Source organism: Cellulophaga fucicola, from assembly GCF_900119145.1.
Taxonomy (GTDB): domain Bacteria; phylum Bacteroidota; class Bacteroidia; order Flavobacteriales; family Flavobacteriaceae; genus Cellulophaga; species Cellulophaga fucicola.
In genome coordinates, this window is record NZ_FPIY01000001.1 from 453,271 (window position 1) to 476,811 (window position 23,541).

Annotated in this window: 21 protein-coding genes; 13 read left to right on the forward strand and 8 right to left on the reverse strand. The window is 31.6% G+C overall.

From position 1 onward, the window contains the following. Positions 1-106: 106 nt before the first annotated feature. Positions 107-634 (forward strand): hypothetical protein, encoded by a 528-nt coding sequence (locus tag BT107_RS01970; protein ID WP_072302070.1) that lies wholly within the window; start codon positions 107-109, stop codon positions 632-634. A gap of 80 nt (positions 635-714) precedes the next feature. Here the strand turns inward: BT107_RS01970 and BT107_RS01975 are convergent, their stop codons facing one another. After that, positions 715-1,791, reverse strand: a complete 1,077-nt coding sequence (locus BT107_RS01975) for a hypothetical protein (protein WP_072302071.1) — start codon at positions 1,789-1,791, stop codon at positions 715-717. Between the two features lie 175 nt (positions 1,792-1,966). Here BT107_RS01975 and BT107_RS01980 point away from each other — a divergent pair, with 175 nt between their 5' ends. After that, complete coding sequence (locus tag BT107_RS01980) at positions 1,967-2,722, forward strand: XRE family transcriptional regulator (protein ID WP_072302072.1); 756 nt, start codon at positions 1,967-1,969, stop codon at positions 2,720-2,722. Between the two features lie 10 nt (positions 2,723-2,732). On the opposite strand, the gene BT107_RS01985 is transcribed toward BT107_RS01980, so the two are convergent. Further along, positions 2,733-3,194 carry a COG2426 family protein gene (locus BT107_RS01985; RefSeq protein ID WP_072302073.1) on the reverse strand — a complete coding sequence of 154 codons (462 nt, stop codon included), beginning with the start codon at positions 3,192-3,194 and terminating at the stop codon, positions 2,733-2,735. Positions 3,195-3,409: 215 nt separating this feature from the next. Here BT107_RS01985 and BT107_RS01990 point away from each other — a divergent pair, with 215 nt between their 5' ends. The 8 genes from BT107_RS01990 (at position 3,410) to BT107_RS02025 (ending at position 14,066) form a co-directional block, all read left to right on the forward strand. Further along, positions 3,410-3,715: a DUF6660 family protein gene (locus BT107_RS01990; protein WP_072302074.1), complete on the forward strand. Its 306-nt coding sequence runs from the start codon at positions 3,410-3,412 to the stop codon at positions 3,713-3,715. A gap of 109 nt (positions 3,716-3,824) precedes the next feature. Beyond that, the gene (locus BT107_RS01995) at positions 3,825-8,150 is read left to right on the forward strand and encodes a CusA/CzcA family heavy metal efflux RND transporter (protein ID WP_072302075.1); all 4,326 of its coding nucleotides are present in this window, start codon (positions 3,825-3,827) and stop codon (positions 8,148-8,150) included. Then, positions 8,146-9,342, forward strand: coding sequence for an efflux RND transporter periplasmic adaptor subunit (locus tag BT107_RS02000; protein ID WP_244543103.1), 1,197 nt, complete (start codon positions 8,146-8,148; stop codon positions 9,340-9,342). The genes BT107_RS01995 and BT107_RS02000 overlap by 5 nt, the downstream gene beginning before the upstream one ends. A gap of 4 nt (positions 9,343-9,346) precedes the next feature. Then, positions 9,347-9,757 carry a Fur family transcriptional regulator gene (locus BT107_RS02005; RefSeq protein WP_072302077.1) on the forward strand — a complete coding sequence of 137 codons (411 nt, stop codon included), beginning with the start codon at positions 9,347-9,349 and terminating at the stop codon, positions 9,755-9,757. Positions 9,758-9,802: 45 nt separating this feature from the next. Then, on the forward strand, positions 9,803-11,740 hold the full coding sequence (locus tag BT107_RS02010) for a heavy metal translocating P-type ATPase (RefSeq protein WP_072302078.1): 1,938 nt from the start codon (positions 9,803-9,805) through the stop codon (positions 11,738-11,740). Between the two features lie 45 nt (positions 11,741-11,785). Continuing rightward, entirely contained in the window at positions 11,786-12,289 is a 504-nt protein-coding gene (locus BT107_RS02015; RefSeq protein ID WP_072302079.1) for an SMI1/KNR4 family protein, read from the forward strand. A gap of 52 nt (positions 12,290-12,341) precedes the next feature. Next, positions 12,342-13,436: a hypothetical protein gene (locus tag BT107_RS02020; RefSeq protein ID WP_072302080.1), complete on the forward strand. Its 1,095-nt coding sequence runs from the start codon at positions 12,342-12,344 to the stop codon at positions 13,434-13,436. A gap of 36 nt (positions 13,437-13,472) precedes the next feature. Further along, on the forward strand, positions 13,473-14,066 hold the full coding sequence (locus tag BT107_RS02025; protein WP_072302081.1) for a Crp/Fnr family transcriptional regulator: 594 nt from the start codon (positions 13,473-13,475) through the stop codon (positions 14,064-14,066). Positions 14,067-14,081: 15 nt separating this feature from the next. Here the strand turns inward: BT107_RS02025 and BT107_RS02030 are convergent, their stop codons facing one another. From BT107_RS02030 to BT107_RS02040, 3 genes are read right to left on the reverse strand one after another with little or no spacing between them, the layout of a single operon-like run. After that, on the reverse strand, positions 14,082-14,795 hold the full coding sequence (locus BT107_RS02030; protein ID WP_072302082.1) for a pirin family protein: 714 nt from the start codon (positions 14,793-14,795) through the stop codon (positions 14,082-14,084). Between the two features lie 12 nt (positions 14,796-14,807). Then, positions 14,808-15,686, reverse strand: a complete 879-nt coding sequence (locus tag BT107_RS02035) for a pirin family protein (RefSeq protein ID WP_072302083.1) — start codon at positions 15,684-15,686, stop codon at positions 14,808-14,810. Beyond that, the gene (locus BT107_RS02040; protein ID WP_072302084.1) at positions 15,686-15,982 is read right to left on the reverse strand and encodes a GNAT family N-acetyltransferase; all 297 of its coding nucleotides are present in this window, start codon (positions 15,980-15,982) and stop codon (positions 15,686-15,688) included. Before BT107_RS02040 ends, BT107_RS02035 begins: the two co-directional genes overlap by 1 nt. A 166-nt stretch (positions 15,983-16,148) precedes the next feature. Between BT107_RS02040 and BT107_RS02045 the strand changes: the two genes are divergently transcribed. Together BT107_RS02045 and BT107_RS02050 are read left to right on the forward strand one after the other, a co-directional pair. Continuing rightward, complete coding sequence (locus BT107_RS02045) at positions 16,149-17,084, forward strand: EamA family transporter (protein WP_072302085.1); 936 nt, start codon at positions 16,149-16,151, stop codon at positions 17,082-17,084. 109 nt (positions 17,085-17,193) lie between these two features. Then, positions 17,194-18,747, forward strand: coding sequence for a DEAD/DEAH box helicase (locus BT107_RS02050; RefSeq protein ID WP_072302086.1), 1,554 nt, complete (start codon positions 17,194-17,196; stop codon positions 18,745-18,747). An 849-nt stretch (positions 18,748-19,596) separates the two neighbouring features. Here BT107_RS02050 and BT107_RS02055 read toward each other — a convergent pair. The 3 genes from BT107_RS02055 to BT107_RS02060 all read right to left on the reverse strand — a co-directional run bounded on the left by BT107_RS02055 (position 19,597) and on the right by BT107_RS02060 (position 22,849). Continuing rightward, the gene (locus BT107_RS02055) at positions 19,597-20,931 is read right to left on the reverse strand and encodes a serine hydrolase domain-containing protein (RefSeq protein WP_072302087.1); all 1,335 of its coding nucleotides are present in this window, start codon (positions 20,929-20,931) and stop codon (positions 19,597-19,599) included. Positions 20,932-21,408: 477 nt separating this feature from the next. Next, entirely contained in the window at positions 21,409-21,576 is a 168-nt protein-coding gene (locus BT107_RS17475) for a hypothetical protein (RefSeq protein WP_170854687.1), read from the reverse strand. A gap of 172 nt (positions 21,577-21,748) precedes the next feature. Continuing rightward, positions 21,749-22,849, reverse strand: coding sequence for a vWA domain-containing protein (locus tag BT107_RS02060; RefSeq protein WP_072302088.1), 1,101 nt, complete (start codon positions 22,847-22,849; stop codon positions 21,749-21,751). A gap of 213 nt (positions 22,850-23,062) precedes the next feature. Here BT107_RS02060 and BT107_RS02065 point away from each other — a divergent pair, with 213 nt between their 5' ends. After that, on the forward strand, positions 23,063-23,524 hold the full coding sequence (locus tag BT107_RS02065; protein ID WP_072302089.1) for a (2Fe-2S)-binding protein: 462 nt from the start codon (positions 23,063-23,065) through the stop codon (positions 23,522-23,524). The last annotated feature ends 17 nt before the right edge of the window (positions 23,525-23,541 follow it).

The following is a 23,541-nucleotide window of genomic DNA, read 5'->3' on the forward strand; positions in this document are numbered from 1 at the left end:
TGCTAAGTTACGATTTTGGATTTTAATTTAATAATTGCGTCTATTTAGTTTTTGTTAATTAGTACTGTAATTATATTTTAGCAGCATTAACTAAAAAAATACAACAATGCAATTATTAGGAATAGGCTCTAGAATACAACATATAGAATTAGGAAAAGGGGTAGTCACCAATGTAACTAGCAAGCATTATTGGGTTACGTTTATAGAAAACGGATTAGAAACAATAGATATAGATTCTGATTTTGAGGTAATTGAAGCTGTAGAAGATGAAGTGGACAGTGTTAGTTTTTCTGATGTAGAAACTTCTTTAATTTCGATATTAAGAAAATGGAGTGATGCCTCTAGTGTAACGCCAATTGCTGATAAATGGAAAAAAGGAACACTTATCTTAGAGCCAGGAGATGGTAAATCTTCTAATAAAGAAATACCTATTGATACTTTTTTTCATAAAATAGTTATGGTGCGTGACAGAATTAGAGTAATGGAGCAAAAAATTAATGCAAGTAAAAATCTAGATGATCAGGAGAAAATAGATTTACAGCAATATATTACACGTATTTACGGTAGTTTAACTTCTTTTAATGTGTTATTTAAAAGTAAAGAAGATCATTTTGTAGGTGAGCGCAGCAAATAAACAGAAATTATTATTATAGAAAAGAAAAAGCCCAAACTATGATTTAGTTTGGGCTTTTTTTGAGTCTAAAATTAGATTAGTTATTCTTTTTCAAAGTAATATTCATAAATATCCTCTTCTAAACCAACATTTTCAAATAATTCTTTTATTTTTAATGTAGATCCAGAAATTGTAGCTACTCCTTCAATATCTAATGCACCATTCTCGTAAACATAAGATTCTTCATCGTCATTATAAGTTTCTGTTTCAGAAAAAGCAACTAAAGTAAGCTGGTTCTCTTCCTCATTGTACGCCCATTTTCCAGATTTATCTGAAGAAAATTCATCATTGTTATAAATAACTTCACAAGCTTCGTCACTATCTATCCAATTTATATTTTTATCAGAAAATGAATTATTATATGTAAATGTTCCATCACTATTAAATTTTATTTTTAAAAAATTAACGGTAGAACATTCGTCAACAATTACTTCTTCATTACATAAAGTATAGTCAAAAGTAAAACAATCCTCTTCATTCACTTTTACTTCATCACCATCCGAAATTTCTTTTGTAAAGTTCCAAGTACCAACTAAATCACTATTACCACCCCAAGCTTCAACAGTTACACAAACCTCTGTAGGTTCACTAATATTACCCTCACCATCATACAAACAAATAACATAGCAAAAAGTGCCTGCTGTAACACTTTCGTCAAGGTTTACTTCAATAGCAGCATCATTTTCTTTACCAGCAGATTTTCCTTTTAAAAAGTTTCTATTCTTTTTAGTTTGTTCTCCTTTACCAGAAACATAAATTTCATCTCTAGGAACATCAAAATAAGAATCTGCCATTCCGTTTTCATCTTTTAATTGTATATAAGCGCCAGTATAATTTGATGCAGAATTAAATTCAATTTCAAATCCGTTTTTTTGAAAAGCAGATTGTTTGCTGTAATCCATAGTAAACTCTAAACCACCAGTAGGAGTAAGGGTTCCTGTTTTTTTAGTGGCTCCTTCTATAATTAAAGCGGAACTTAGACTGTTTATTTCTAAAGGTTCGTCTTCTTGAGCATTAATTTCAGCATCCTTATTTCCTCCAGAAGAATCGTCATCAGACGAACAAGAGAAAAAATTCATTGCTAAAAAGCATACTATTAATAGGTTAACTTTTTTCATTATTTAATAATTTGATTAAGGTTATAAGTAATTATTAACGAATGCAGTAGTAATTTATTATTTATATGTAGGATATACTACCTTATAGCAAATAGATATATATCTAAGCAGATGTTTTGTTTGGATTTATTCCATTTTAAATACTGGATTTATTCCTTAATTTGTATATTAGCGTATGGGAAAAGAGATTACAATAGAAATAAAGCGTTTTATAGAGGTGCGTAAAGACCTTAATTTTACTCAACCAGAGTTTGCAAAATTACTAGGTATTTCAAATACAACGGCAGATATAGAGCGTGGACGCACAAAGTTGTCTGGTAAAGTTGTTACAGAACTATTAAAGCAATTTAAAATAAATCCGTTATGGCTTTTTGGAGACAGTGATCAGCAATACTTATCTGCAAAAGAAAATAGTGTTATTCCAAAATTTGTTACGGTAGATGCTGAAGATCGAGAAAATATGGTGCTTGTTAATGCTAAAGCAGCAGCTGGTTACCCACAAAATATACAAGATGCAAGTTGGTATAAACAATTACCTGCGTTTGATTTGCCTATTCCAGAATTTAGAAATGCAACCTACAGAGGATTCCAAGTAGAAGGAGATAGTATGTTGCCTAATTTATATCCAGGAGAGTGGGTTTTAGCTAAGGCTACAGAAAGTTTAGACGATGTTAGTGCAAATAAAATGTATGTAGTTGTTTTGTATGATGCTGTATTGGTTAAAAAAATAGAAAAAGTACCAAACAGTAACTCAGTTTCTTTAATTTCTTTAAATGAAACATATCCTCCTTATCAAGTAGCTAACGATCAAATACAAGAGCTTTGGCAAGTAAATAGTAAAATCTCTTTTGGTTTAGATACTACTACAGAAAAAGGATTGTTAAAAGAATTACAAGAATCTATGGAAGAGCTTAAAAAAAGAATAAAGTAATAGCAGGTGTTTACAAAGACATACCGTGCATTGCTAAATAAGTAGCCACCCATATAATAACAGAAGAAAAGAAGATGCCAATAGTATTTGCTAAAAAAGCTTTCTTTTTTTCTATTTTAAATAAGTAAGTAGCAATTGTACCTGCATAGACGCCTGTGCCAGGTACAGGAAGCATTACAAAAAAGATAAGACCCCAAAAGCCATATTTTTTAATCTTGTCTGCAGATCCTGTTTTTGCTTTACGAGCAACAAAAATAGCTCCTTTTTTGTACACACGCCACTTTAATAAGTAGTGGTTTATTTTGTGTAAAAAGAAAAGCATCATAGGAAACACAAGCACATTAGCAGAGAAACACAATACAAAAACAACATAGATGTTTAAGCCATTGTACATACCATAAGGGATGCCAACTTTGGCTTCACCAAATGGGGATAAACTCCATAATATTGCTATAATGTATTCTGTAATCACTTTTGGTTAGGTTTTAATTTGCAAATTTAACATTACCATTTTAATAATAAACATATTATAAACATAAAAAAATACTAATTTTTAGGTTTTATAATAGCATCTATAACGTGTCTTTGGTCGTGATAGTATCTTTTTTTTTACAATTAGAATTTATTACGTGAGATTTTTTTGTTTTTGCAACAACATTGCATTGTAAAAGTTTATAAGTTTGTAGTGTGAAAGTACTAACAATCATATTATCATTATATATTCTAACACTAAACTTTATTCCTTGTGAAGACAGTGCGGTGCAAGACCCTACTGATACAGCAGAGTTAGTACAATCTTCGGTAGATGACCACGGGCATATAGATATGTGCTCTCCTTTTTGTCAATGCCATTGTTGCCACATAAACGCAACATATTATAAAATAGCAGAAGTAAAATTGCCTACACAAGAGATTTCTGCAAATCTTATCCTTCATTTTAATAGTTTAGGAAAAGATATTTCACGTTCCTTTTTACAACCTCCTAGGGCTTAATACAGCTTTTTTAATAGGATAATTACATCCTGTTTAGACTTCTTTAAGTCATTTGTTTGATGATTAATTCTAAAAATCGTCAAAAGTTCAACTGTATTAATACTTTTTTATGATTAATAAAATCATTGATTTTTCAATCAATAATAAATTTATAATAGGCTTGTTTACACTTGCCATTATAGGTGCAGGTATTTGGAGTGTTACCAAAGTACCTATAGACGCCGTACCAGACATTACAAATAATCAGGTGCAAGTAATTACACAAGCACCAAACCTAGGAACTGAAGAAATAGAACAATTTGTTACGTACCCAGTAGAACTGGCAATGAGTAATTTACCAGATGTAAAAGAAATACGATCTATTTCTAGGTTTGGTTTATCTGTTGTTACTATTGTTTTTGATGATGCTGTAGGCACGTATTTACCACGACAATTGGTATCTGAAAAACTACCAGAAATACAAGAGCAAATTCCAGACGGATTTGGTAAACCCTCAATGGGACCTATATCTACTGGCTTAGGAGAAATTTACCAATACAGCTTGGAGGTAGAAGAAGGTTTTGAAAAAGATTTTGATGCCACAAAACTAAGAACATTACAAGATTGGATTGTTAAACGACAAATGGCAATGGTGCCAGGTGTTGTAGAGGTAAATGCCTTTGGAGGTAAAATAAAACAGTACGAGGTTGCAATAAACCCTAGTGAACTTACGGCTATTGGTCTTACTATTTCAGATGTTTTTGAAGCTTTAGAAAATAACAATCAAAATACAGGAGGCGCTTATATAGAAAAAAATCATCAAGCTAACTTTATAAGAGGTGAAGGTTTGATAAAATCTATAGAAGATATTGCTCATATTGTAGTAAAAAAGGAAAATAACCTTCCTATTAAAATAAAAGATATTGCAACAGTAACTATGGGTAGTGCTGTGCGATATGGAGCTTTAACTAAGGATGGAAAAGGTGAAGCTGTTGGAGGTATGATTTTGATGCTTAAAGGCGCAAACACCAACGATGTAATCACTAATGTTAAAGACAGAATTGTACAAATACAAAAATCCTTGCCAGAAGGTGTATCTATAAAGCCTTTTTTAGACAGAAGTGAGCTTATAACAGAGACAACAAGTACTGTAACTAAAAATTTATTTGAAGGAGGTCTAATTGTAATATTTGTATTAGTATTACTTTTAGGTAATTGGCGTGGTGGCTTAATTGTAGCATCTACTATTCCGCTTTCTCTACTTTTTGCTTTTATATTAATGAATGTTTTTGGTGTATGGGCTAACTTAATGAGCTTAGGTGCTATAGACTTTGGTATTATTGTAGATGGCGCTGTTATTATAGTAGAAAGCACTGTCTTTTTAATAGCATCACAAATACTAAAAAGAAAAAAGATTAGTGCAACAGATAGAGATGAAATAGCACGTTCTTCGTCTAAAAAAATGATGAATGCTGCTTTCTTTGGTCAGCTAATTATTTTAATTGTTTTTATTCCTATTTTGGCGTTAGAGGGTGTAGAAGGTAAAATGTTTAAACCAATGGCGTTGACATTTATTTTTGCAATGGTTGGCGCAATGATTTTGTGTTTAACTTATGTACCAATGATTTCGGCCTTGTTTTTAAGAGCACCAAAGAATGATAAGCTTTCGTATGGTGATAAATTTGTGCATTGGGCAGAAGCTAGATATCAACCATTGCTTGAAAAATCATTAAAAAAAGGAAAATTAATTTTAGGTGTTTCTATTGCTTTATTGGTTGCAACAGTCTTTGTTTTTACAAAAATGGGAGGCGAATTTATTCCGCAATTAGATGAAGGTGATATTGCTTTTCACGCCATACTTAAACCAGGTAGTTCCTTAACTGAAACAATAGAAACAACAACTAAAATAGAGCAAATTGTAAAAGCAAAATTCCCAGAAGTAAAAACTATAGTAAGTCGTATTGGTGTAGCAGATGTACCTACGGATCCTATGCCTATGGATATTGCAGATGTTTTTGCTATTCTTAAAGATCCATCAGAATGGACATCGGCTTCATCTAAAGAAGAATTGGTTAAAAAAATTAAGAAAGAGGTTAGTCTAGTTCCTGGTGTTAATTTTGAGTTTACGCAACCTATAGAAATGCGATTTAATGAATTGCTAACGGGTGTTAGAGAAGATGTTGCTATTAAATTATTTGGAGACGACTTAGGTATTTTAGCTTCTAAAGCAGAAGAAATAGGAAAGCTAATAGCAGGTGTAGAAGGTGTTGCAGATATGAAAGTAGAAGCAACAACCGGACAACCACAAATTTCTATTAATTACAACCGTAGTAAACTAGCACAATATGGTTTACAAGTAACTACTTTAAATGGTATTGTAGAAACTGCTTTTGCAGGTAAAAAAGCAGGTGTAATTTTTGAAGGTGAGAAACGATTTGATTTGGTTGTGCGGTTAAATAAAGACAACCGAAGCGATATTACTGATGTAAAAGACTTGTTTGTAAACTTGCCTTCAGGATTTCAAATTCCATTACGCGAAGTAGCAGATATAAGTTACAAGCCTGGTCCAATGCAAATTAGTAGAGACAATACCAACCGTAGAACTTACGTAGGTATTAATATTAGAGATCGTGATGTTAAATCGGTTGTACTAGATATACAAGATGTTTTAGATAAAAAATTAAGCCTACCTCCGGGGTATTACCTAAGGTATGGTGGTGCTTTTGAGAATTTAGAACGCGCAAGTAATAAATTAAAAACAGTAGTGCCTTTAGCGCTATTACTTATTTTTATTTTAATCTATTTTGCATTAAAGTCTTTACCACAAACATTAATGATTTATGTGGCTATACCAACGGCAACCATTGGTGGTGTATTTGCATTATGGCTTAGAGATATGCCTTTTAGTATTTCTGCAGGTGTTGGTTTTATTGTTCTTTTTGGAGTAGCTGTGCTAAATGGTTTGGTTATGGTTAGTGGTTTAAATGAACTAAAGGAAGAAGGTGTTACCAATTTAAAAGACCGAATTATAGAGGGAACCAAACGTAGAATTAGACCAATTATGCTAACTGCATTTACAGATGTTTTGGGTTTTTTGCCAATGGCAATTTCATCTGGAGCAGGAGCAGAAGTACAGCGGCCGTTAGCAACTGTAGTTATTGGAGGTTTAGTAACAGCAACATTATTAACCTTGTTTATTTTACCAATTTTATACCATTGGGTAGAAGAAGGTAAGTTTACACTTAAAAAGAAACCAACTGTGGTTATTGCGTTATTTGTATTGTTCTTTTTATCATCATTTGGATTAAAGGCGCAGGATGCTAAGTTGGTACAACAAGAAATTGGTTTAGAACAGGCAGTTTCTTTATCAGCTACATATTACCCGTTAATAAAACAAAATGCTTTAGAGGTAGATAAACAAATACAATTAAAAAGTAGCGTAGTAGACTTAGGAATAACTTCTGTTTTTACTGGTGGTGAGGAAATTAAAGATGAAGCCGGGATTTACACTCTTGTGGGTTTTGGTCAATCTAATATAGATATTTTAGGAATTTCATCTAAAAAGAAAGTACAAGAGCAGCAAATACAGCTAGCTAAAAAGGCATATACACTATCATTATTAGAGGTAGAAAAGCAAGTTAAACTTGCGTGGGCAAATGCTTTGCAGGCTAAAAAGAGGTTTCTGTTGTATACAGAGTTAGACTCTATTTATGTGAAATTTGATAAAGCTGTAAGTCTAAATTATGAGGTAGAGGCTATTTCTAGATTGGAGTATTTGGCAGCTAAAAGCCAAGCTTTAGAGGTTAAAAATGAGTGCGAAAAGGCAAGTGCTAATTACAATGTAGCTCTATCACAGCTAAACTTATGGTTACCTAGTGATTTATTTTATGGTGTTACAGATGAATTTAATTTACCAGTTGTAGAAGAGCAACCAGAGTTTAAAAATCACCCGGAATATACAATGTTAGAGAATGCAGTATCATTAGCAGATGCTAATTATAAAGCGGCTAAAGCTCAAAATTTACCAAAGTTTAACCTTCAAGGCGGAATGCAACGGGTAAATGGTACTTCTGGTTTTTACAGTTATCAAGTAGGTTTGTCTATTCCGTTTTTATCTGGAGTAACTAAAGCACAAATTAAAACAACTAAAATTGATAAAGAAATTGCAGCCTCTAAAGCTACGTATGCTAAAAAGCAGATGGAATCTGAATTTTATCAAACTATAGAAAACTATAAAAAATGGAATTCTTCTTGGTTGTTTTACAAAGATCAAGTTTTGCCATTGGCTAAAGAACAGCGTAAAGGAGCTTTGTTTGCATATAAAGAAGGAGCTTTGGATTACAACGGTTTTACTCAATTAATAAAAGCAGCTATACAAACAGAATTTGATGCACAATCTGCATTTAAAAATTATATGAATAGTTTGTTTCAAGTTCAATATTATAATCAAAATTAAGATGAAAAAATACATTTATATAACAGTTCTAATATTGGCAATTGGTATTTCTAGTTGTAAGAATACGAGTAGTACCAAAGAAAATCATTCAGAGGATACTCATAAAAAAAGCGAACAGGAAGTAGATGATCACGAAGAAGAAGTGATGTTAACAGCACAGCAATTTATAGCCTTACAAATGGAGATTGACACATTAAAAAAACGTACTATAAGTGGTTTTGTTGAAGCAAATGGGCAATTAGAGGTTCCGCCGCAAAATGAAGCTTCTATTACAGCAACTATAGGTTCTAATGTAGTTTCTATAAAGGTTATAGAAGGAGATAAGGTTGGTAAAGGGCAAGTTGTAGCTTATTTGTCGCATCCAAATATTATTCAATTGCAAACAGATTATTTAAAGGCATACAGTAACAGTAATTTTGTAAAACAGGATTTTGAAAGACAAAAAAAGTTGTATGATGCTGGTGTTGGTTCCGGTAGTACATACCAACAAGCAGAAGCAAGTTATAATGTATCTAAATCTTTAGTAAATGGATTAGGTGCACAGTTGCAAATTTTAAATATAAATGTTGCAAGTGTTCGTAAAGGAAATATCTTTAAACAAGTACCATTATTAAGTCCTATAGAGGGTTATGTACAAAAAGTAGCAATTAAAACTGGTCAATATGTAGACCCACAAACCCAGTTGTTTGAGGTTGTAGATACACACCATATACATGCAGATTTAATGGTTTTTGAAAAAGATGTGCATAAGGTAAAAGAAGGCCAAATAGTAATTTTTAGTGTGCAATCTGTACCAGAAGAACAGCTAACGGCTAAAATTATATCTGTTGGTAAAACTTTTGAAGAAAACCCTAAAGCAGTGCATATACACGCAGAAATTGAGAATAAGAAAGACAATTTAATACCTGGTATGTATATAGAAGGAAGAATAGAGACTGATAGTAAAAAGGGAATTGCACTGCCAGAAAGTGCTATTGTTAAAGACGGAGAACGATTTTTTGTGTTTTCAGTAGAAAAAGAAAATGAAGATTGGAGTTTTAAGCCAGTAGAAATTTTAAAAGGAAATACAGTAGATTCTTGGGCAGCTGTAAATTTTTTAGTAACTATAGATCCTAATACCAAATTTGCTTATAACAACGCATATTATTTATTGGCAGAAATGAAAAAAGGAGAGGCAGAACATAGTCATTAAACATATGGAAACTATAGAGAAACACTTAGAAAAAAAAGGAATTAGGGTAACAGCAATGAGACTCTTAATTTATAAGTTTTTAGCAGAAAAAAAGAGCGCTGTTACACTTAGTGATATAGAAAACGCTTTTGATAAAGTAGATAGAACTACGTTATATAGAACAGTAAAAACGTTTGAAAGTAAAGGTGTTGTTCATCAAATAAATGATGGTTCTACGGGAACTAAATATGCTTTATGCGAAACAAATTGTAAGTGCGAACTGGAAACAGATTTGCACTTACACTTTCATTGTAACAATTGTGAAGAAACGGTCTGTTTAACAGATCATAAAATTCCACAAATAAAAGTTCCAGATGGCTTTATTGCAGAAAATGCAAATTTGGTAGTAAAAGGAATATGTAACAAATGTAGTTAAGTCCAATGCACTATTGTTGCACGTATATTTTATAGAAATTTGAATATGAAAGAGAGAAAAGAGTTAAAAGATCTAGAAAAAAATACACACAACCATACACATAATCACAGTCATTCTAATACAAATTTTGGTATAAAAGTATATATACCAGCAATAGTTAGTTTTGCTATGCTGTTTATTGGTATTGCAGCAGACTATTTTAACTTTGTTTCCTTTTTTAAAGGATGGGTACGAGTAATTTGGTATACAATTGCTTATTTACCGGTAGGTTTACCAGTTGTAAAAGAAGGCTGGTTAAGTATAAAAAAAGGAAATTATTTTACAGAATTTTTACTAATGTCTATTGCTACAATAGGCGCTTTTGCAATAGGAGAATATCCAGAAGGTGTTGCTGTAATGCTTTTTTATGCTGTTGGTGAGCTGTTCCAAAGTGCAGCGGTAACAAGAGCAAAAAGCAATATACAAGCATTGTTAGATGTTAGGCCTAAAGAAGCCTTAGTGTTTAGAGATAACGAATATGTTTCTGTTTCACCAGATGATATAAAAATAGGGGAAACAATACAGGTAAGATCTGGAGAAAAAGTACCTGTAGATGGTATGTTGTTGTCTGTTAAAGCATCTTTAAATACAGCTGCTATAACGGGAGAAAGTAAACCAGATACAATTGGTGTAAATGATGCAGTGTATGCAGGTAGTATTAATTTACAAGACTTAATAGAGATAAAAGCTACTAAAGAATTTAAAGATAGCTCTATAGCGCGTATTTTAGAGTTGGTTCAAAATGCTACGGATCGTAAATCTAAAACCGAATTATTTATTAGAAAATTTGCAAAAGTCTACACACCAATTGTTGTGTTTTTGGCTATTGGTTTAACCTTTTTTCCGTACTTTTTTACAGATAATTATGTATTTAAAGATTGGTTGTATAGAGCACTAATTTTCTTGGTTATATCTTGTCCTTGTGCATTGGTTATTTCTATTCCTTTGGGTTATTTTGGAGGATTAGGAGCAGCATCTAAAAATGGAATTCTATTTAAAGGAGCTTCCTTTTTGGATACAATGGCAAAGGTAAATACATTGGTTATGGATAAAACGGGGACCATAACAAAAGGTGTGTTTAAAATTCAGGAAATCCATACTTTAATTATGGAAGAAAAAGAAATGATGCAATATTTATTAGCATTAGAAGCTACATCTACACACCCAATAGCACAAGCACTTTTAGATTATCCGTTAGATGAAACGTTTAAAGCAGTAGATACTCAGGAAATTGCAGGAAAAGGCTTAAAAGGTATTGTTAATAATAAAAAAGTTTTGGTAGGTAACGCGGCCTTATTATTAGACTATAAAATAGATGCATTAACAGAGATAGAGGATGTTGTAGAATCTAGTGTTTTAATAGCAATAGATGGCCAATTTGCAGGTTATGTTATTATCGCAGATGAAATTAAAGAAGACGCAAAAGAGACTATTTCTGAAGCTTATAAAGTTGGCGTAAAAGATTTTTATATGTTTTCTGGAGATAGAGATTCTATTACTAAAAAAGTAGCAAAAGAAATTAATGTTCTAAGAGCTAAAGGTGGTTTATTACCAGAGCAGAAACTTAAAGAAGTTGAAGAAATTATGACCAACCCCAATGCTGTTGTAGCTTTTGTTGGTGATGGTATTAATGATGCTCCTGTGCTTGCTGTTAGTGATGTTGGTATTGCAATGGGTGGTTTAGGTAGTGATGTGGCTATAGAAACAGCAGATGTTATTATTCAAACAGATCAGCCATCTAAAATTGTACAAGCCATAAAGATTGGTAAATCTACAAGAATAATAGTTTGGCAAAATATAGCATTAGCTTTTGGAGTAAAACTAATTGTTTTACTTTTAGGTGCGGGTGGTTTAGCAACAATGTGGGCAGCCGTTTTTGCAGATGTTGGTGTAGCTTTACTAGCTATTTTAAATGCAGTTAGATTGCAACGAATGAAGTGGTAATTAAAAATAAGCAACAGCAGAAATACAAATGTATTATAACGTATAATGGATTTTAAAGAACAATGCACACAACTAGCTAGTTGGGTAAGCTTAAGTAATGGAATTCCTTTAACTCAATTAGGGGAAGAAGCAAATAGCTTTATTCGTTACAGACATATTACAAAACAAGAAATAGTAGATTTTGAGGAAACTAACAATGTAAAGTTACCTCAAGATTATAGTTTCTTTTTAGAAACGATTGGTGAGGCCGACTTATTTATTCCTTGGGGATTTAAAGTTATATCACCACAAAAATATTTAGAAAACGCAAGTAGTACTTTTAAGAATTACGGAGAAGATCCTTTTCCCAAGATTTTAATTGTAATTAATACCGTATCTGGTGAAATGGGAGGGTTTATTCTTGATGAATCTAAACGCGAGTACACCACTTTTGCATTATTTAGAGCGGAAGTTCCTTTAGAGCATTGGCTAGAAGATAACGACTCTTATGAAAGTTTTAGTGCTTGGTTATTAGAAGAGGTCAACGATTTATTAGATGCTTATTTCTAAAATAGATTAAGTTTAATATATTTAACTACTCTTAATATCTAAGTCTTTTCAAATGAAAAATATTGATAAAATAACTCCTTTTACAGTTTCAACATCAGAATCTAGTTTTGGTGTATTAACAACCTTAACGGTTAAAAATGAAGTATCCGTAAAAAAGAGTATATCTTGTAAGGAGCAGACGCTATTTGCAAGTAATATTTATAATGAAGACGATGGTTATAATCTGGTGTATACTGTTATAGATGACACAGGAAAAGCAGAAAGTTTTATAGAAGATGATGGTATTTTGCCAACCTTGTTTTTAAGCCCAGATTTAGAAAATTATGTATCTGTTATTCCTTATCATCCAGATAAAGAATTAGAAATTAGTATTCCGCTTTTTAATAGAGAAAATACAGATTTACCTAAAGGTAATAGACCTTTTATAGGTGATTTTATAGGTGTTTCTAATCAGTTTTCAATTTTTTATGATGTAGATATTTGGGACGACAAAAAACCTGATAAGCTTTTAGCAATAGAATTTAAAAATGGTGTTCTTAAGAAAAAGCACAATAAAAAAGTACCACTCCCTAGAAACAATAATATATATATTAATGCTAATGAAATTCACTTACTTTCTAGTAGTGGTAATACTTGGCTGCATAGACAAATAGATGAAAAAGGAGTAGAGGTAAAAAGTAGAGCGTTAAAAGCAACTACAAATTATTTTTGGCAAATTATTAGTTTATCTTTTGAGTCTAACTCTTATGTTTTATATGAAAAAAAGGGTAAGATTAGTATTGAGACTATAACTGTAGATAACGTTTGTACTTCGAAAGCTATAATAGATATTAAAGATGAGTTTTTTAATACGTGGCAGCCAGAACAAATTAGTGATAACACTTGCGTTATAAGGTTTAATACAGAATTTGGTAATGGTTGGTTGACTATAAAAAATGATGAAGTTTTAGAACTTTTTTATAGTAAAGACGCTAAAGGGTATAAGAATTTAATCAGTGGTGATGTCTTAGAGTTTGAAGAACCTAATTTGATTATATCTAGCATTAATAAAACTAAAGAAAACGGCTATGCAGTTGTTTTTTATCCTTCCGTAGACGGAAAAGAAAAGAATAAAAAGATACTGATTTTTCAAAGGCAGTTAGAATAATAAAATAAAAGTATTTTTATATTTAATACATTGATTATGCTACAAAACTTTAAAACATATCTTTTTGATAAAATGGGAGTAGATGCTATAGCCTATGAGCAATTAGAGCCTTACATTAAAAGCAGGGTTGTTCTAAAGGGAGAACAGCTTTTAATAGCTGGAGATGTTTGTAAACACACGTTTTATGTAGAAAAAGGATTGCTTCGTCTTTATGGTTTAGATGAAAACGGAAAAGAAAATGTATTACAATTTGCTACTGAAAATTGGTTGGTAAGCGATAGAGATAGCGTTTATTTTAAAGAGCCATCAATCTATTATATAGATGCTTTAGAGAAAACAGTAGTGGTTTTATTAGATGAAGAGTTTATAGAATTATTAGCAGAGCTAACACCATCATTTAGGAAAAATAATGAAAAATTACTGCACAATCATATTAGACATTTAAACAGAAGAGTACATTTACTTTTGGGAGCTTCTGCCAAAACAAGATATCTTGAGTTTGTAAAAATGTACCCAGATGTTTTATTGCGAGCACCACAATGGATGATAGCATCTTACTTAGGTATTACCCCAGAAAGTTTAAGTAGAATACGCAAAGACTTAGCAAAACAAAATTTTACTAAATATTAGTTTTCTCGCTCCCTATTAAAATTCCATAGGAACTTCCATTAGTAAAATTTTACTGTCTTTAGTAGCTTTTATTTCTATAGTATCTACATCCCAAAGTCCAAAACCATCTCTTTTCTGTAATTTTTGACCTTCTATTTCTATAGCACCCTCTAAAATAAAAGCATAAACACCATTGTTAGGCATATGTAATTTATAATTAGAAGTAGTCTCTTTAGAAAAATCACCTAAACTAAACCAAGCATCTTGATGCGCCCAAACACCAGCATCGTTTTTATTAGGGGATAAGACTTGGTATAATTCGTTTTCTTTTTGTAATTCTATTGTAGAAATTTGATCGTATCGTGGAGTAACATTTACTTTATTAGGTATTACCCATATTTGTAAAAACTGTACAGCTTTATCTCTGTTTTTGTTATACTCGCTATGAGTTACACCTGTACCTGCGCTCATAATTTGAATATCTCCTTGTTTAATTACAGTGGAGTTTCCCATATTATCTTGATGTTGTAAATCACCCTCTAGAGGTATAGATATAATTTCCATATTTTGATGAGGATGTGCACCAAAACCTCGACCTTCACTCACGGTATCGTCATTTAATACACGTAATGCACCAAAATTCATTCGTTCTGCATCTTGGTAATTTGCAAAGCTAAAGCTATGGTAGCTGTTTAACCAACCGTGATTAGCGTGTCCTCTTGTGTCTGCTTTATGTAATATAGTTTTCATAATTTACCTTTTTTAATCTTCTAAATAACCAAACTTGCCCATATTAAAATCGTTTATGGCTTGTTTTATTTCTTCTTTTGTATTCATTACAAACGGACCTTGAGCTGCAATAGATTCGTTAATTGGTTCTCCGCTTAGGACTAAAACAATTGCTTTTTCTGTCGCTTTAATTGTAAAGTCTTCTCCTTTGTTTTCAAACAATACAAAATGATCTGTAGCAACATTTTCTTTATCATTTATAGTAATAGAACCCTCTATAACTAAAACAGCTGTATTGTAATTTTCAGGAAAACTAAAAGAAGCTTCTTTGTCTGTGTTTAATTTTGCATTGTACATATGTAAAGGAGTAAATGTACTTGCAGAGCCCATTGTATTATTATAATTGCCTGCAATAACCTCTATAGTGCCCGCATTATTATCTAAAGTATGCTTGTTAATATCACTATTAGACAACCCTTGGTATTTAGGCTTACTCATTTTGTCCTTAGCAGGTAAATTAACCCAGAGTTGTACCATCTGGAATTCGCCTCCTGTTTTGCTAAATTCTTTTTCGTGGTACTCTTTGTGTAAAATACCAGATGCAGCTGTCATCCATTGTACGCCACCTTCACCAATAATACCACCACCGCCACTACTGTCGTGATGTGCAATTTTGCCCTTGTAGGCAAGGGTTACGGTCTCAAAACCTCTGTGTGGATGTACGCCAACACCTTTTGGAGAGTCTGATGGCGGAAAATTATATTTAGAGTTGTAGTCTAGTAAAATAAACGGACTCATACGTTCCATATCTAACCTAAATCCGCTAGGTATAAAATTATGAACTCTAAATCCGTCTCCTACAAAGTGCGGAGCTCTAGGAGTTGCTATTAATTCTATGTTTTTAGTACTCATTATTGTAAGTTTTTATTATGAAAAACTGAGATTTTTTGATATTCAGGATGTTTATCGATATAACTTTTTATAAACGTGCAATATGGTTTTACTTTTAACTTGTTTGTAATTGCATATTCTAAAATAGACTTGGCTATAAAAGAACCAACCCCTTTGCCAGCAAGTTCTTTAGGAACTTCTGTATGTATATAAGAAATACCACCATCAAAAAGTTTGTATTCTTCAATAGCAGTATAAGGACCAACTTGTACCTCAAATCTGCTTTTTTCTGTGTTATTAATTAGTTTGTACTCCATATCCTAATCTTATTTACAACAAATTTAATAAGCATTACACTTGTTTGCATTGATCTATGTTAAGAACGTAATAAAAGCAACTTGTTTTGTCTATTTAGTATAGCTGTAATTCATTACTTAAAACTTATTCTTACTTTTGCAGAATTAATATTTTAGCCTCTTTATAATGAGTAAATCATCTAACACAACGCTAATAGTTTTAGCCTTTTTTTCAATCTATATTATATGGGGTTCTACTTATTTATTAAATAAAATAGCAGTTACAGAGCTGCCACCTTTTATGTTAGCTTCTTTACGTTTTATATCTGCAGGAATACTTGTTTTTATAATTAGTAAATTCTTAAAATTAGAGATTAAAATCACCAAAAAGCAACTCATAAATACTGTAATAGCAGGTTTTTTATTTTTAGCTTTAGGTAATGGAGTAGTGGTATGGGCTTTACGTTATGTAGATAGTGGTTTTGCTGCATTAGAGATATCTGCACAGCCTTTAGTTGTATTGTTATTAATGCGAATTTTACAAGGTAAAAAAATACAGCCAATGTCTATTGTAGGTGTTATTTTGGGTGTTATAGGTGTGTACTTATTAGTGAGTCAGAAACAAGTAGTAAATCAAGAAGGTTCTTTATTAGGAATGATTATGATTTTTGTTTGTATGGTAAGTTGGTCTTATGGTAGTTTATTTGTAGCCAAATCTGACTTGCCAAAAAATTATTTTGTTAATACCGGATACCAGATGCTTTCTGGAGGTGTTTTTTTACTTATAGCAAGTTTGTTTTTTGGAGAAACCTGGTCTTTACCTACAGCGTGGCAAGGTAAAACACAACTAGCAATGATATTACTAGTTGTTTTTGGTAGTGTTGTTGCGTTTACTTCTTTTAACTATTTGCTTAAGTTTGTTTCGCCAGAAAAAGTAGCAACGTCTACTTATGTAAATCCTATTATTGCTTTGTTGTTAGGATGGTATTTTTTAGATGAAAATGTAACAGGACAATCTGTTGCTGCTGCTGTAATTCTTTTAACAGGAGTTTATTTTATAAACACGAAGAAAAAAATTATGATTTTTTCTAGATTTTCAAATCGTATAGGACGAAAGTCTTAATTTTTGGGCTATACTCCTTTTTTAAAAAATTATAAGTAGTTTTTTACCTATTTATTCGTGTAAAACGCACTAAAGAATGTATTTTTGCACCCCAACAGAAATGGATACTATGACGAAGACTGCTTTTGAATTACAAGAAAAAAAGACAGATAAGGAACTTTATGACTACCAGAAAGGAGCCCTAAATGAGATTTTTCAGCGTTTTGAAACAGCTCCAGACGATCATCACTTACTGTATCAATTACCTACAGGTGGTGGTAAAACGGTTATATTTTCTGAAATAGTAAGGCAATACCTAAAACACCATCAAAAGAAGGTGTTAATAATGACCCACCGTGTAGAACTTTGTAACCAAACATCTAAAATGTTAGATAGTTTTGGTGTAATTAACAAAGTGGTAAACAGTACAGCAAACTTAGACGACCAAGAAAGATATAGCTGTTTTGTAGCAATGGTAGAGACTCTTAATAACCGTTTAAATGACGGTATGTTAGATATTTCTGATATTGGTCTTGTAATTATAGATGAGGCGCATTACAACTCATTTACAAAGCTTTTTAAGTTTTTTGATAAATCTTTTGTTTTAGGAGTAACAGCTACGCCTTTAAGTTCTAATAAGAACTTACCAATGAAAGATAATTATGATGAATTAATCACTGGTGAAAGTATTGGGTCCCTAATAGAGAACGAATTTTTAGCACGTGCAGATGTTCATCAATACAATATGGGGTTAACATCATTAGAGATTGGTTCTAATGGTGATTATACAGTAAAGTCTTCTGAAGATTTATACTCTAGTTCGGCAATGCTAGACAAATTAATGGAAGCCTATAAGGAGCATTCTAAAAATAAAAAGACACTTATTTTTAATAACGGTATTAATACCTCTATACAGGTTTATTATACTTTTAAAGATGCAGGTTACCCTGTAATGCATTTAGATAATACAGCTACAAAAAAGCAACGTAAACAAATATTAAAGTGGTTTAAAGAAACGCCAGATGCTATATTAACATCTGTAAGTATTTTAACTACTGGTTTTGATGAGCCAACAATTGATACTATTGTACTAAACCGAGCAACTAAGTCTTTAACTCTGTATTACCAGATGATTGGTCGTGGTTCTCGTATTTTAAATAATAAATCTAAATTTACAGTAATAGATTTAGGTAACAACTACCATAGATTTGGCCCTTGGGGAGCAGATTTAGATTGGCAAACAATCTTTAGTAATCCTAATTTCTATATGGATCGTTTAAAGAACGATGAGGATATAGAAAGTACCTTTAAGCATGAGATGCCAGAGGAAATTCGTAAAGAATTTGAAAAATCTGAAGAAGTATATTTTGACATAAAGGAAACATATATAAGCGCAGTATCTGGAGGAGAATCTTCTAAAGTAGTTTTAGAAAGATCTATAGAACAACACGCAAAAATATGTATAGAGAACAGTGAAGATGTTTATGATGCTTTAGCTTTGGCTAAACTATTAGACGTTGATATTGATTACCGTATACAAGTGTATGCAAAGTGCATAAGTAGAAGTACGTTTAACTTTTTAAGTTGGTTAAAAGACGATTACAAGAAAAGGTTAACTGCTTACTTAAGAGAAAATTTCGATAAGGTTTTTGAAGAAATTCACGGATTTCCGCCAGAAGATTAAATTTATAGATTGTATAAATAATAAAAAGTGTTCAATTTTAATTGAGCACTTTTTTTGTTTTAAACAAATATTGATATGTGTATTTATAAGAAGCAGAATTTAGGATAAAAAGTACCTAAAATGAAAAAGAGTCTTGTCGGCAAAAACAAGACTCTTTTTACGAGAACACTATATGAAAATGAAAATTTTATTTCTTCTTTAATAACACTACTAATATAGAATTACAATATAGTTTTTAGAAACTTATGTTGTAAACTAACTCTTATTTGTTGTGAGGACACTCTATTTTGTTGTTAGCGTTTTTTAGAGACGTTTCATTTTCGAATGAAAAAGAGTCTTGTCGGCAAAAACAAGACTCTTTTTACGAGAACACTATATGAAAATGAAAATTTTATTTCTTCTTTAATAACACTACTAATATAGAATTATTATTCAATCTTAAAAACTATATGTTGTAAAGGGTTTCTTATTTGTGGTTATGTAAGAGGTTTCTGTTGTTTAGGAAAATTATGCTTGTTTGTATGTGTAGAATAGTTGTAATGTGGTTGTATATAAGTATAAAGTTATCTAAAATGAAAAAGAGTCTTGTCGGCAAAAACAAGACTCTTTTTACGAGAACACTATATGAAAATGAAAATTTTATTCTAACTAACTATGCAGCTAATATATAGTGCTTCTTCAATTTTAAAAACTTTAAGTTGTAAATGTATTCTTACTTGTGGTTAAACAAGAGAATTGTGTTGTGTTAGATTTAAATCTATTGATTTTTAATATGTTATGGGTTGTTAATTCATTGTAATATCAATTTATAAAAGAATAGTATTTAAGTATAATAAGATGTACTTGCTATTACTTTACAGCCTTTACTACGTCACCTAAAAAACCATTTAAATCAAAAATAGGATAAGTAGCTAAGCCAGTTCTAACAACGACTAAATCTTTAGATGGTATTACAAAAACATACTGACCTTGATAGCCACTAGCATAGTACATGTCTTTTGGTACATCAGGGAACCTGCCTTCTGCATTTAACCAGAAATGTGCACCATACGTACCATTAGAATGTGCTGTTGGTTTGGCAACATAGTCTACCCAATCTGCATCAAAAATTCTATTGCCATTCCAGTTGCCTTTGTGTAGGTATAATAACCCAAACTTAGCCCAATCTCTTGTAGTAGCCCAACCATAAGAAGAACCTACGTAGTTGCCATCCATATCTGCTTCAATTAGCATAGAGTGCATTCCTATTTTATCTATTAAGCTAGCATAAGGAAAATCTAAATACTCTTGGTGTGTGTTAAAGTTCTTTTTTAATAATCCAGACAATAGGTTAGAGGTTCCAGAAGAATAGTTCCATATTTCTGTTGGTTTAGCTATTGCTTCTTTGTTTTGTTGTACCAACGTCATATCAGACTCTAAAAACAACATTTTTGTAGCATCAGATATTTCTGTGTAGTTTTCATCCCATTCTAAACCACTTTGCATACGTAGTAAATGGTTATAGGTAATATTTTTTCTGTCATCATTTTGCCACTCAGGAATAGGAGCCAATTGGTTTACATTTAGTTTTCCGTTACACTGTAAAATACCATACAGTGTAGAAACAATACTTTTGGTCATAGACCAACCTAAAATTTTGGTGTCAGCCGTAAAACCACCTTCATAATTTTCAGCAATAATCTGATCTTTATAAATAACAATTGTGCTTCTTGTTTTTTGTACATCAGGATTAGAAAAACCCTTGTCTATCGCTTTTTGTAATGTAGTATAATCTATATTAGAAAAAACAGTATCTTTTTGTTTTTTATCGCCATAAGGAAAAGCTAAACCTGTTTTGGTAAAGTCTCTGTGTGGCTGTAATGTAAATTTAGTTGGGTCATAGTCGTTATTCACTAGAACTGCTCCTAAACCATCTCTATATACAGCGGTACGCTTCATTAAACTAAATACAGAAGAGCTAGCGTCTTTAGATTCTTTATCTACTTTAGAATCGGCAAGCTTAATTAGGGGTACATTGTTATCTACTGCATTAACGTCTTTAGCATCTCTGTCTGCTATATATACATTAGAAGCCATATTTTTAGCAGCATAACCAGAAATCATATTCAGTTTAGGATAATTGTACACTACCGCAACTATAATAACAAGGACTAAAACAAGTAAAACTCTTTTTACGTTTTTCATAAATAACAAATTAAGCTAGCATCAAAAATAGTAGTTTTTACGTAACAGATTTCATTTTAGCAAAAAGATTGTAATATGATATTGAATGCAGTTTATAGTATCTATATAGAGTAGAAATGTATATCTAAATTACTTAATGCATTTAGATATACAATAACAATAGTTAAAGTATATCTAAAAACAGTAGAGTCTACACAAGAATTTAATAAATTAGAAGGGCTTTCTATTTTAAAAGAGAGTTTTATGTATGTGCCGGTATTAAAAGTATCAGCCAAGCATAAAAGTACAAGGATACCTTTTATATATGGTAGACGTTAGTTTTATATTGCCTAAAACATTGCGTTTAACACCAGGTAAAAATCCTAACTTTTTTTTAGAAAAAGAGGGGTAACTTGTATACGCTGTTATTAATGGTTATTTAATAAAACTAGATACAGGTAAAGGCTCTTTTACAAACGGATTGGCACTAAAAAATAATTAATACCCAAACCCTGTAATTACTTGCTGCGGGTTTCTTAGTATTGCTGTTAGCATTGTAAAACTAATTAATACGATGCTAATAAATACACTTATTACAAATGCTTTGTAAATTGTTGGTTTGTTGCCTATGGCACTTTCGTGGATAATTTCTTTTAGTATTCCCATTTTAATATGTTATAGTGTTAGTACTTGGTTTGCAATTGTATTTATATATAAATCTTAATTGCTTGGTATGTTAGTATAACAACTATAGCTAGGAAAACCCTACTTTTTGCGCATAAAAAAAGAGCTTCTTATTAGAAGCTCTTTTAATTTATAGGTACTAATTTTAATCTTTTTATAGACCGCAACCACCTGTAAAACCGTCTGCACTAAATTTAGTTTGTACAGCGCCTTCTCTACTTTGGTTTTTAACTTGTATAACCAAGTTACTTGTGCCACTACCATCTCTTTTAGGAGTACAGTATTCAAATAAATAAAAGCTATTTGCTCTTTCAGATATTTTAGCAGAAATCTCATTAAACGTAGTTTCTAACTCTTCTTTGTTACTAGCAAAAACACTAAATGTTTTACCAAGTTCTTTTAAAATTTCCGTATCAATTTCGCTACCTAAACCAATAGTAAAGAAAGATATATTAGGATCTGCTTCTGTTACCTTTTTTAAGGCAGCAGCTTTAGTATATCTAGATGCTTGGTCTGTACCATCTGTAAACAATACTACAGAGCTGGCTCCAATTACGTCTTTAGCGCTATTATCTTTTAAATATCTACTAGCTATATCTGTAGATTTTATTGCTGCTCCGTATAAATCTGTAGAAGCATCAGAGCTAATGGTGCTTGTAATTCCTTCTACTGCTGTTATTAGTTCGTCTCTAGAAGAAGTTAAAGGGTTTAACTCGTGTAACTCGTCTTCACCATCAAACCAGTGAATACTCATTGTAAAAGAATCACTTTTATCAACTTCTTCTGGCATTACATTTTTAATAAAACTAATAGAAGCAGCTTTTAATTCGTCTAGGCTACTTTCTAAAACACTCTTACTTAAATCTAATACAAGCAGCGTACTGTTGTTAAAAATTTTTCCGTTAGGCGATATTTTTTTAGAGGACTCAGAAGTAGATATTTTGTTAAAGCAGTCATCATTTCTACCTTGCTCGTATATTGTAAAGTCATCCTCAACTAAACCTACTACAGGGTTACCTGCAGCATCAGATACTTTAAAAAAGACAGATACTTTAGATGGTTTAGCAGTATATTGTTCTTGTATAGATAGTATCAATTCGTTTTCTCCAAAACCAAGGCAATCATCTACTGTTGTTCCTTTTCCTAATTCGCCTTTGTCATTAAAGTCAAACTTTACGTCATCATCTGCATTTCCGCAAGAAATAAATAAAAGTGTTAGGCAAAAAAGAGAAAAAATCTTCCAATTCAATTTCATATATAATAATTTATGTTCATTAGTGTTAACGGTTGTAAACCTACAAAATTATAGGTCTACTGTAGTTAATGCTGTTAAAAAATGTTAAGGTTCTGTTTTAAGTGTCTATACGGTCAGTATATGTTAAGATTGTGCTATTTGATAGTGATTTTTTTGGTAAATTGTCATTGCTTAATTACAGGTTTTGTGTGAATCAATCTAAAATTAAAAAATATGCCAACTTACACCATTAAAATAAACGGAAAAGAACAAACAGTAGATGTTAGTGAAGAAACACCTTTATTGTGGGTGTTAAGAGATCAGTTAGATTTAGTTGGTACTAAGTTTGGTTGTGGTATTGGGCAGTGCGGTGCTTGTACAGTACATATTAATGGTACAGCAATGCGTAGTTGTTCTACACCAATAAGTGTTATTGCAGATAAAGAGATTACTACCATAGAGGGGTTGTCTAAAAATGGTTTACACCCTGTACAAGAAGCTTGGAAAGAAGTAGATGTGCCACAATGTGGTTACTGTCAAGCCGGACAAATAATGACAGCTTCTGCTTTTTTAGCTAAAAATAGTAGTCCGTCTTCAGAAGAAATAAAAAATGCAATGCACGGAAATATATGTAGGTGTGCAGCTTACAATAGAATACATAAAGCAGTAGAAGTTGCTGCAACTAAATTAGTATAATCTCTTAATTTAAAAGC

Excerpts from the sequence above, each read along its gene's own strand:
- BT107_RS01970 (WP_072302070.1), top strand. The coding sequence starts at position 107 with ATGCAATTATTAGGAATAGGCTCTAGAATACAACATATAGAATTAGGA.
- BT107_RS01975 (WP_072302071.1), bottom strand. The coding sequence starts at position 1,791 with ATGAAAAAAGTTAACCTATTAATAGTATGCTTTTTAGCAATGAATTTT.
- BT107_RS01980 (WP_072302072.1), top strand. The coding sequence starts at position 1,967 with ATGGGAAAAGAGATTACAATAGAAATAAAGCGTTTTATAGAGGTGCGT.
- BT107_RS01995 (WP_072302075.1), top strand. The coding sequence starts at position 3,825 with ATGATTAATAAAATCATTGATTTTTCAATCAATAATAAATTTATAATA.
- BT107_RS02005 (WP_072302077.1), top strand. The coding sequence starts at position 9,347 with ATGGAAACTATAGAGAAACACTTAGAAAAAAAAGGAATTAGGGTAACA.
- BT107_RS02010 (WP_072302078.1), top strand. The coding sequence starts at position 9,803 with ATGAAAGAGAGAAAAGAGTTAAAAGATCTAGAAAAAAATACACACAAC.
- BT107_RS02015 (WP_072302079.1), top strand. The coding sequence starts at position 11,786 with ATGGATTTTAAAGAACAATGCACACAACTAGCTAGTTGGGTAAGCTTA.
- BT107_RS02020 (WP_072302080.1), top strand. The coding sequence starts at position 12,342 with ATGAAAAATATTGATAAAATAACTCCTTTTACAGTTTCAACATCAGAA.
- BT107_RS02025 (WP_072302081.1), top strand. The coding sequence starts at position 13,473 with ATGCTACAAAACTTTAAAACATATCTTTTTGATAAAATGGGAGTAGAT.
- BT107_RS02030 (WP_072302082.1), bottom strand. The coding sequence starts at position 14,795 with ATGAAAACTATATTACATAAAGCAGACACAAGAGGACACGCTAATCAC.
- BT107_RS02035 (WP_072302083.1), bottom strand. The coding sequence starts at position 15,686 with ATGAGTACTAAAAACATAGAATTAATAGCAACTCCTAGAGCTCCGCAC.
- BT107_RS02040 (WP_072302084.1), bottom strand. The coding sequence starts at position 15,982 with ATGGAGTACAAACTAATTAATAACACAGAAAAAAGCAGATTTGAGGTA.
- BT107_RS02045 (WP_072302085.1), top strand. The coding sequence starts at position 16,149 with ATGAGTAAATCATCTAACACAACGCTAATAGTTTTAGCCTTTTTTTCA.
- BT107_RS02050 (WP_072302086.1), top strand. The coding sequence starts at position 17,194 with ATGACGAAGACTGCTTTTGAATTACAAGAAAAAAAGACAGATAAGGAA.
- BT107_RS02055 (WP_072302087.1), bottom strand. The coding sequence starts at position 20,931 with ATGAAAAACGTAAAAAGAGTTTTACTTGTTTTAGTCCTTGTTATTATA.
- BT107_RS17475 (WP_170854687.1), bottom strand. The coding sequence starts at position 21,576 with ATGGGAATACTAAAAGAAATTATCCACGAAAGTGCCATAGGCAACAAA.
- BT107_RS02060 (WP_072302088.1), bottom strand. The coding sequence starts at position 22,849 with ATGAAATTGAATTGGAAGATTTTTTCTCTTTTTTGCCTAACACTTTTA.
- BT107_RS02065 (WP_072302089.1), top strand. The coding sequence starts at position 23,063 with ATGCCAACTTACACCATTAAAATAAACGGAAAAGAACAAACAGTAGAT.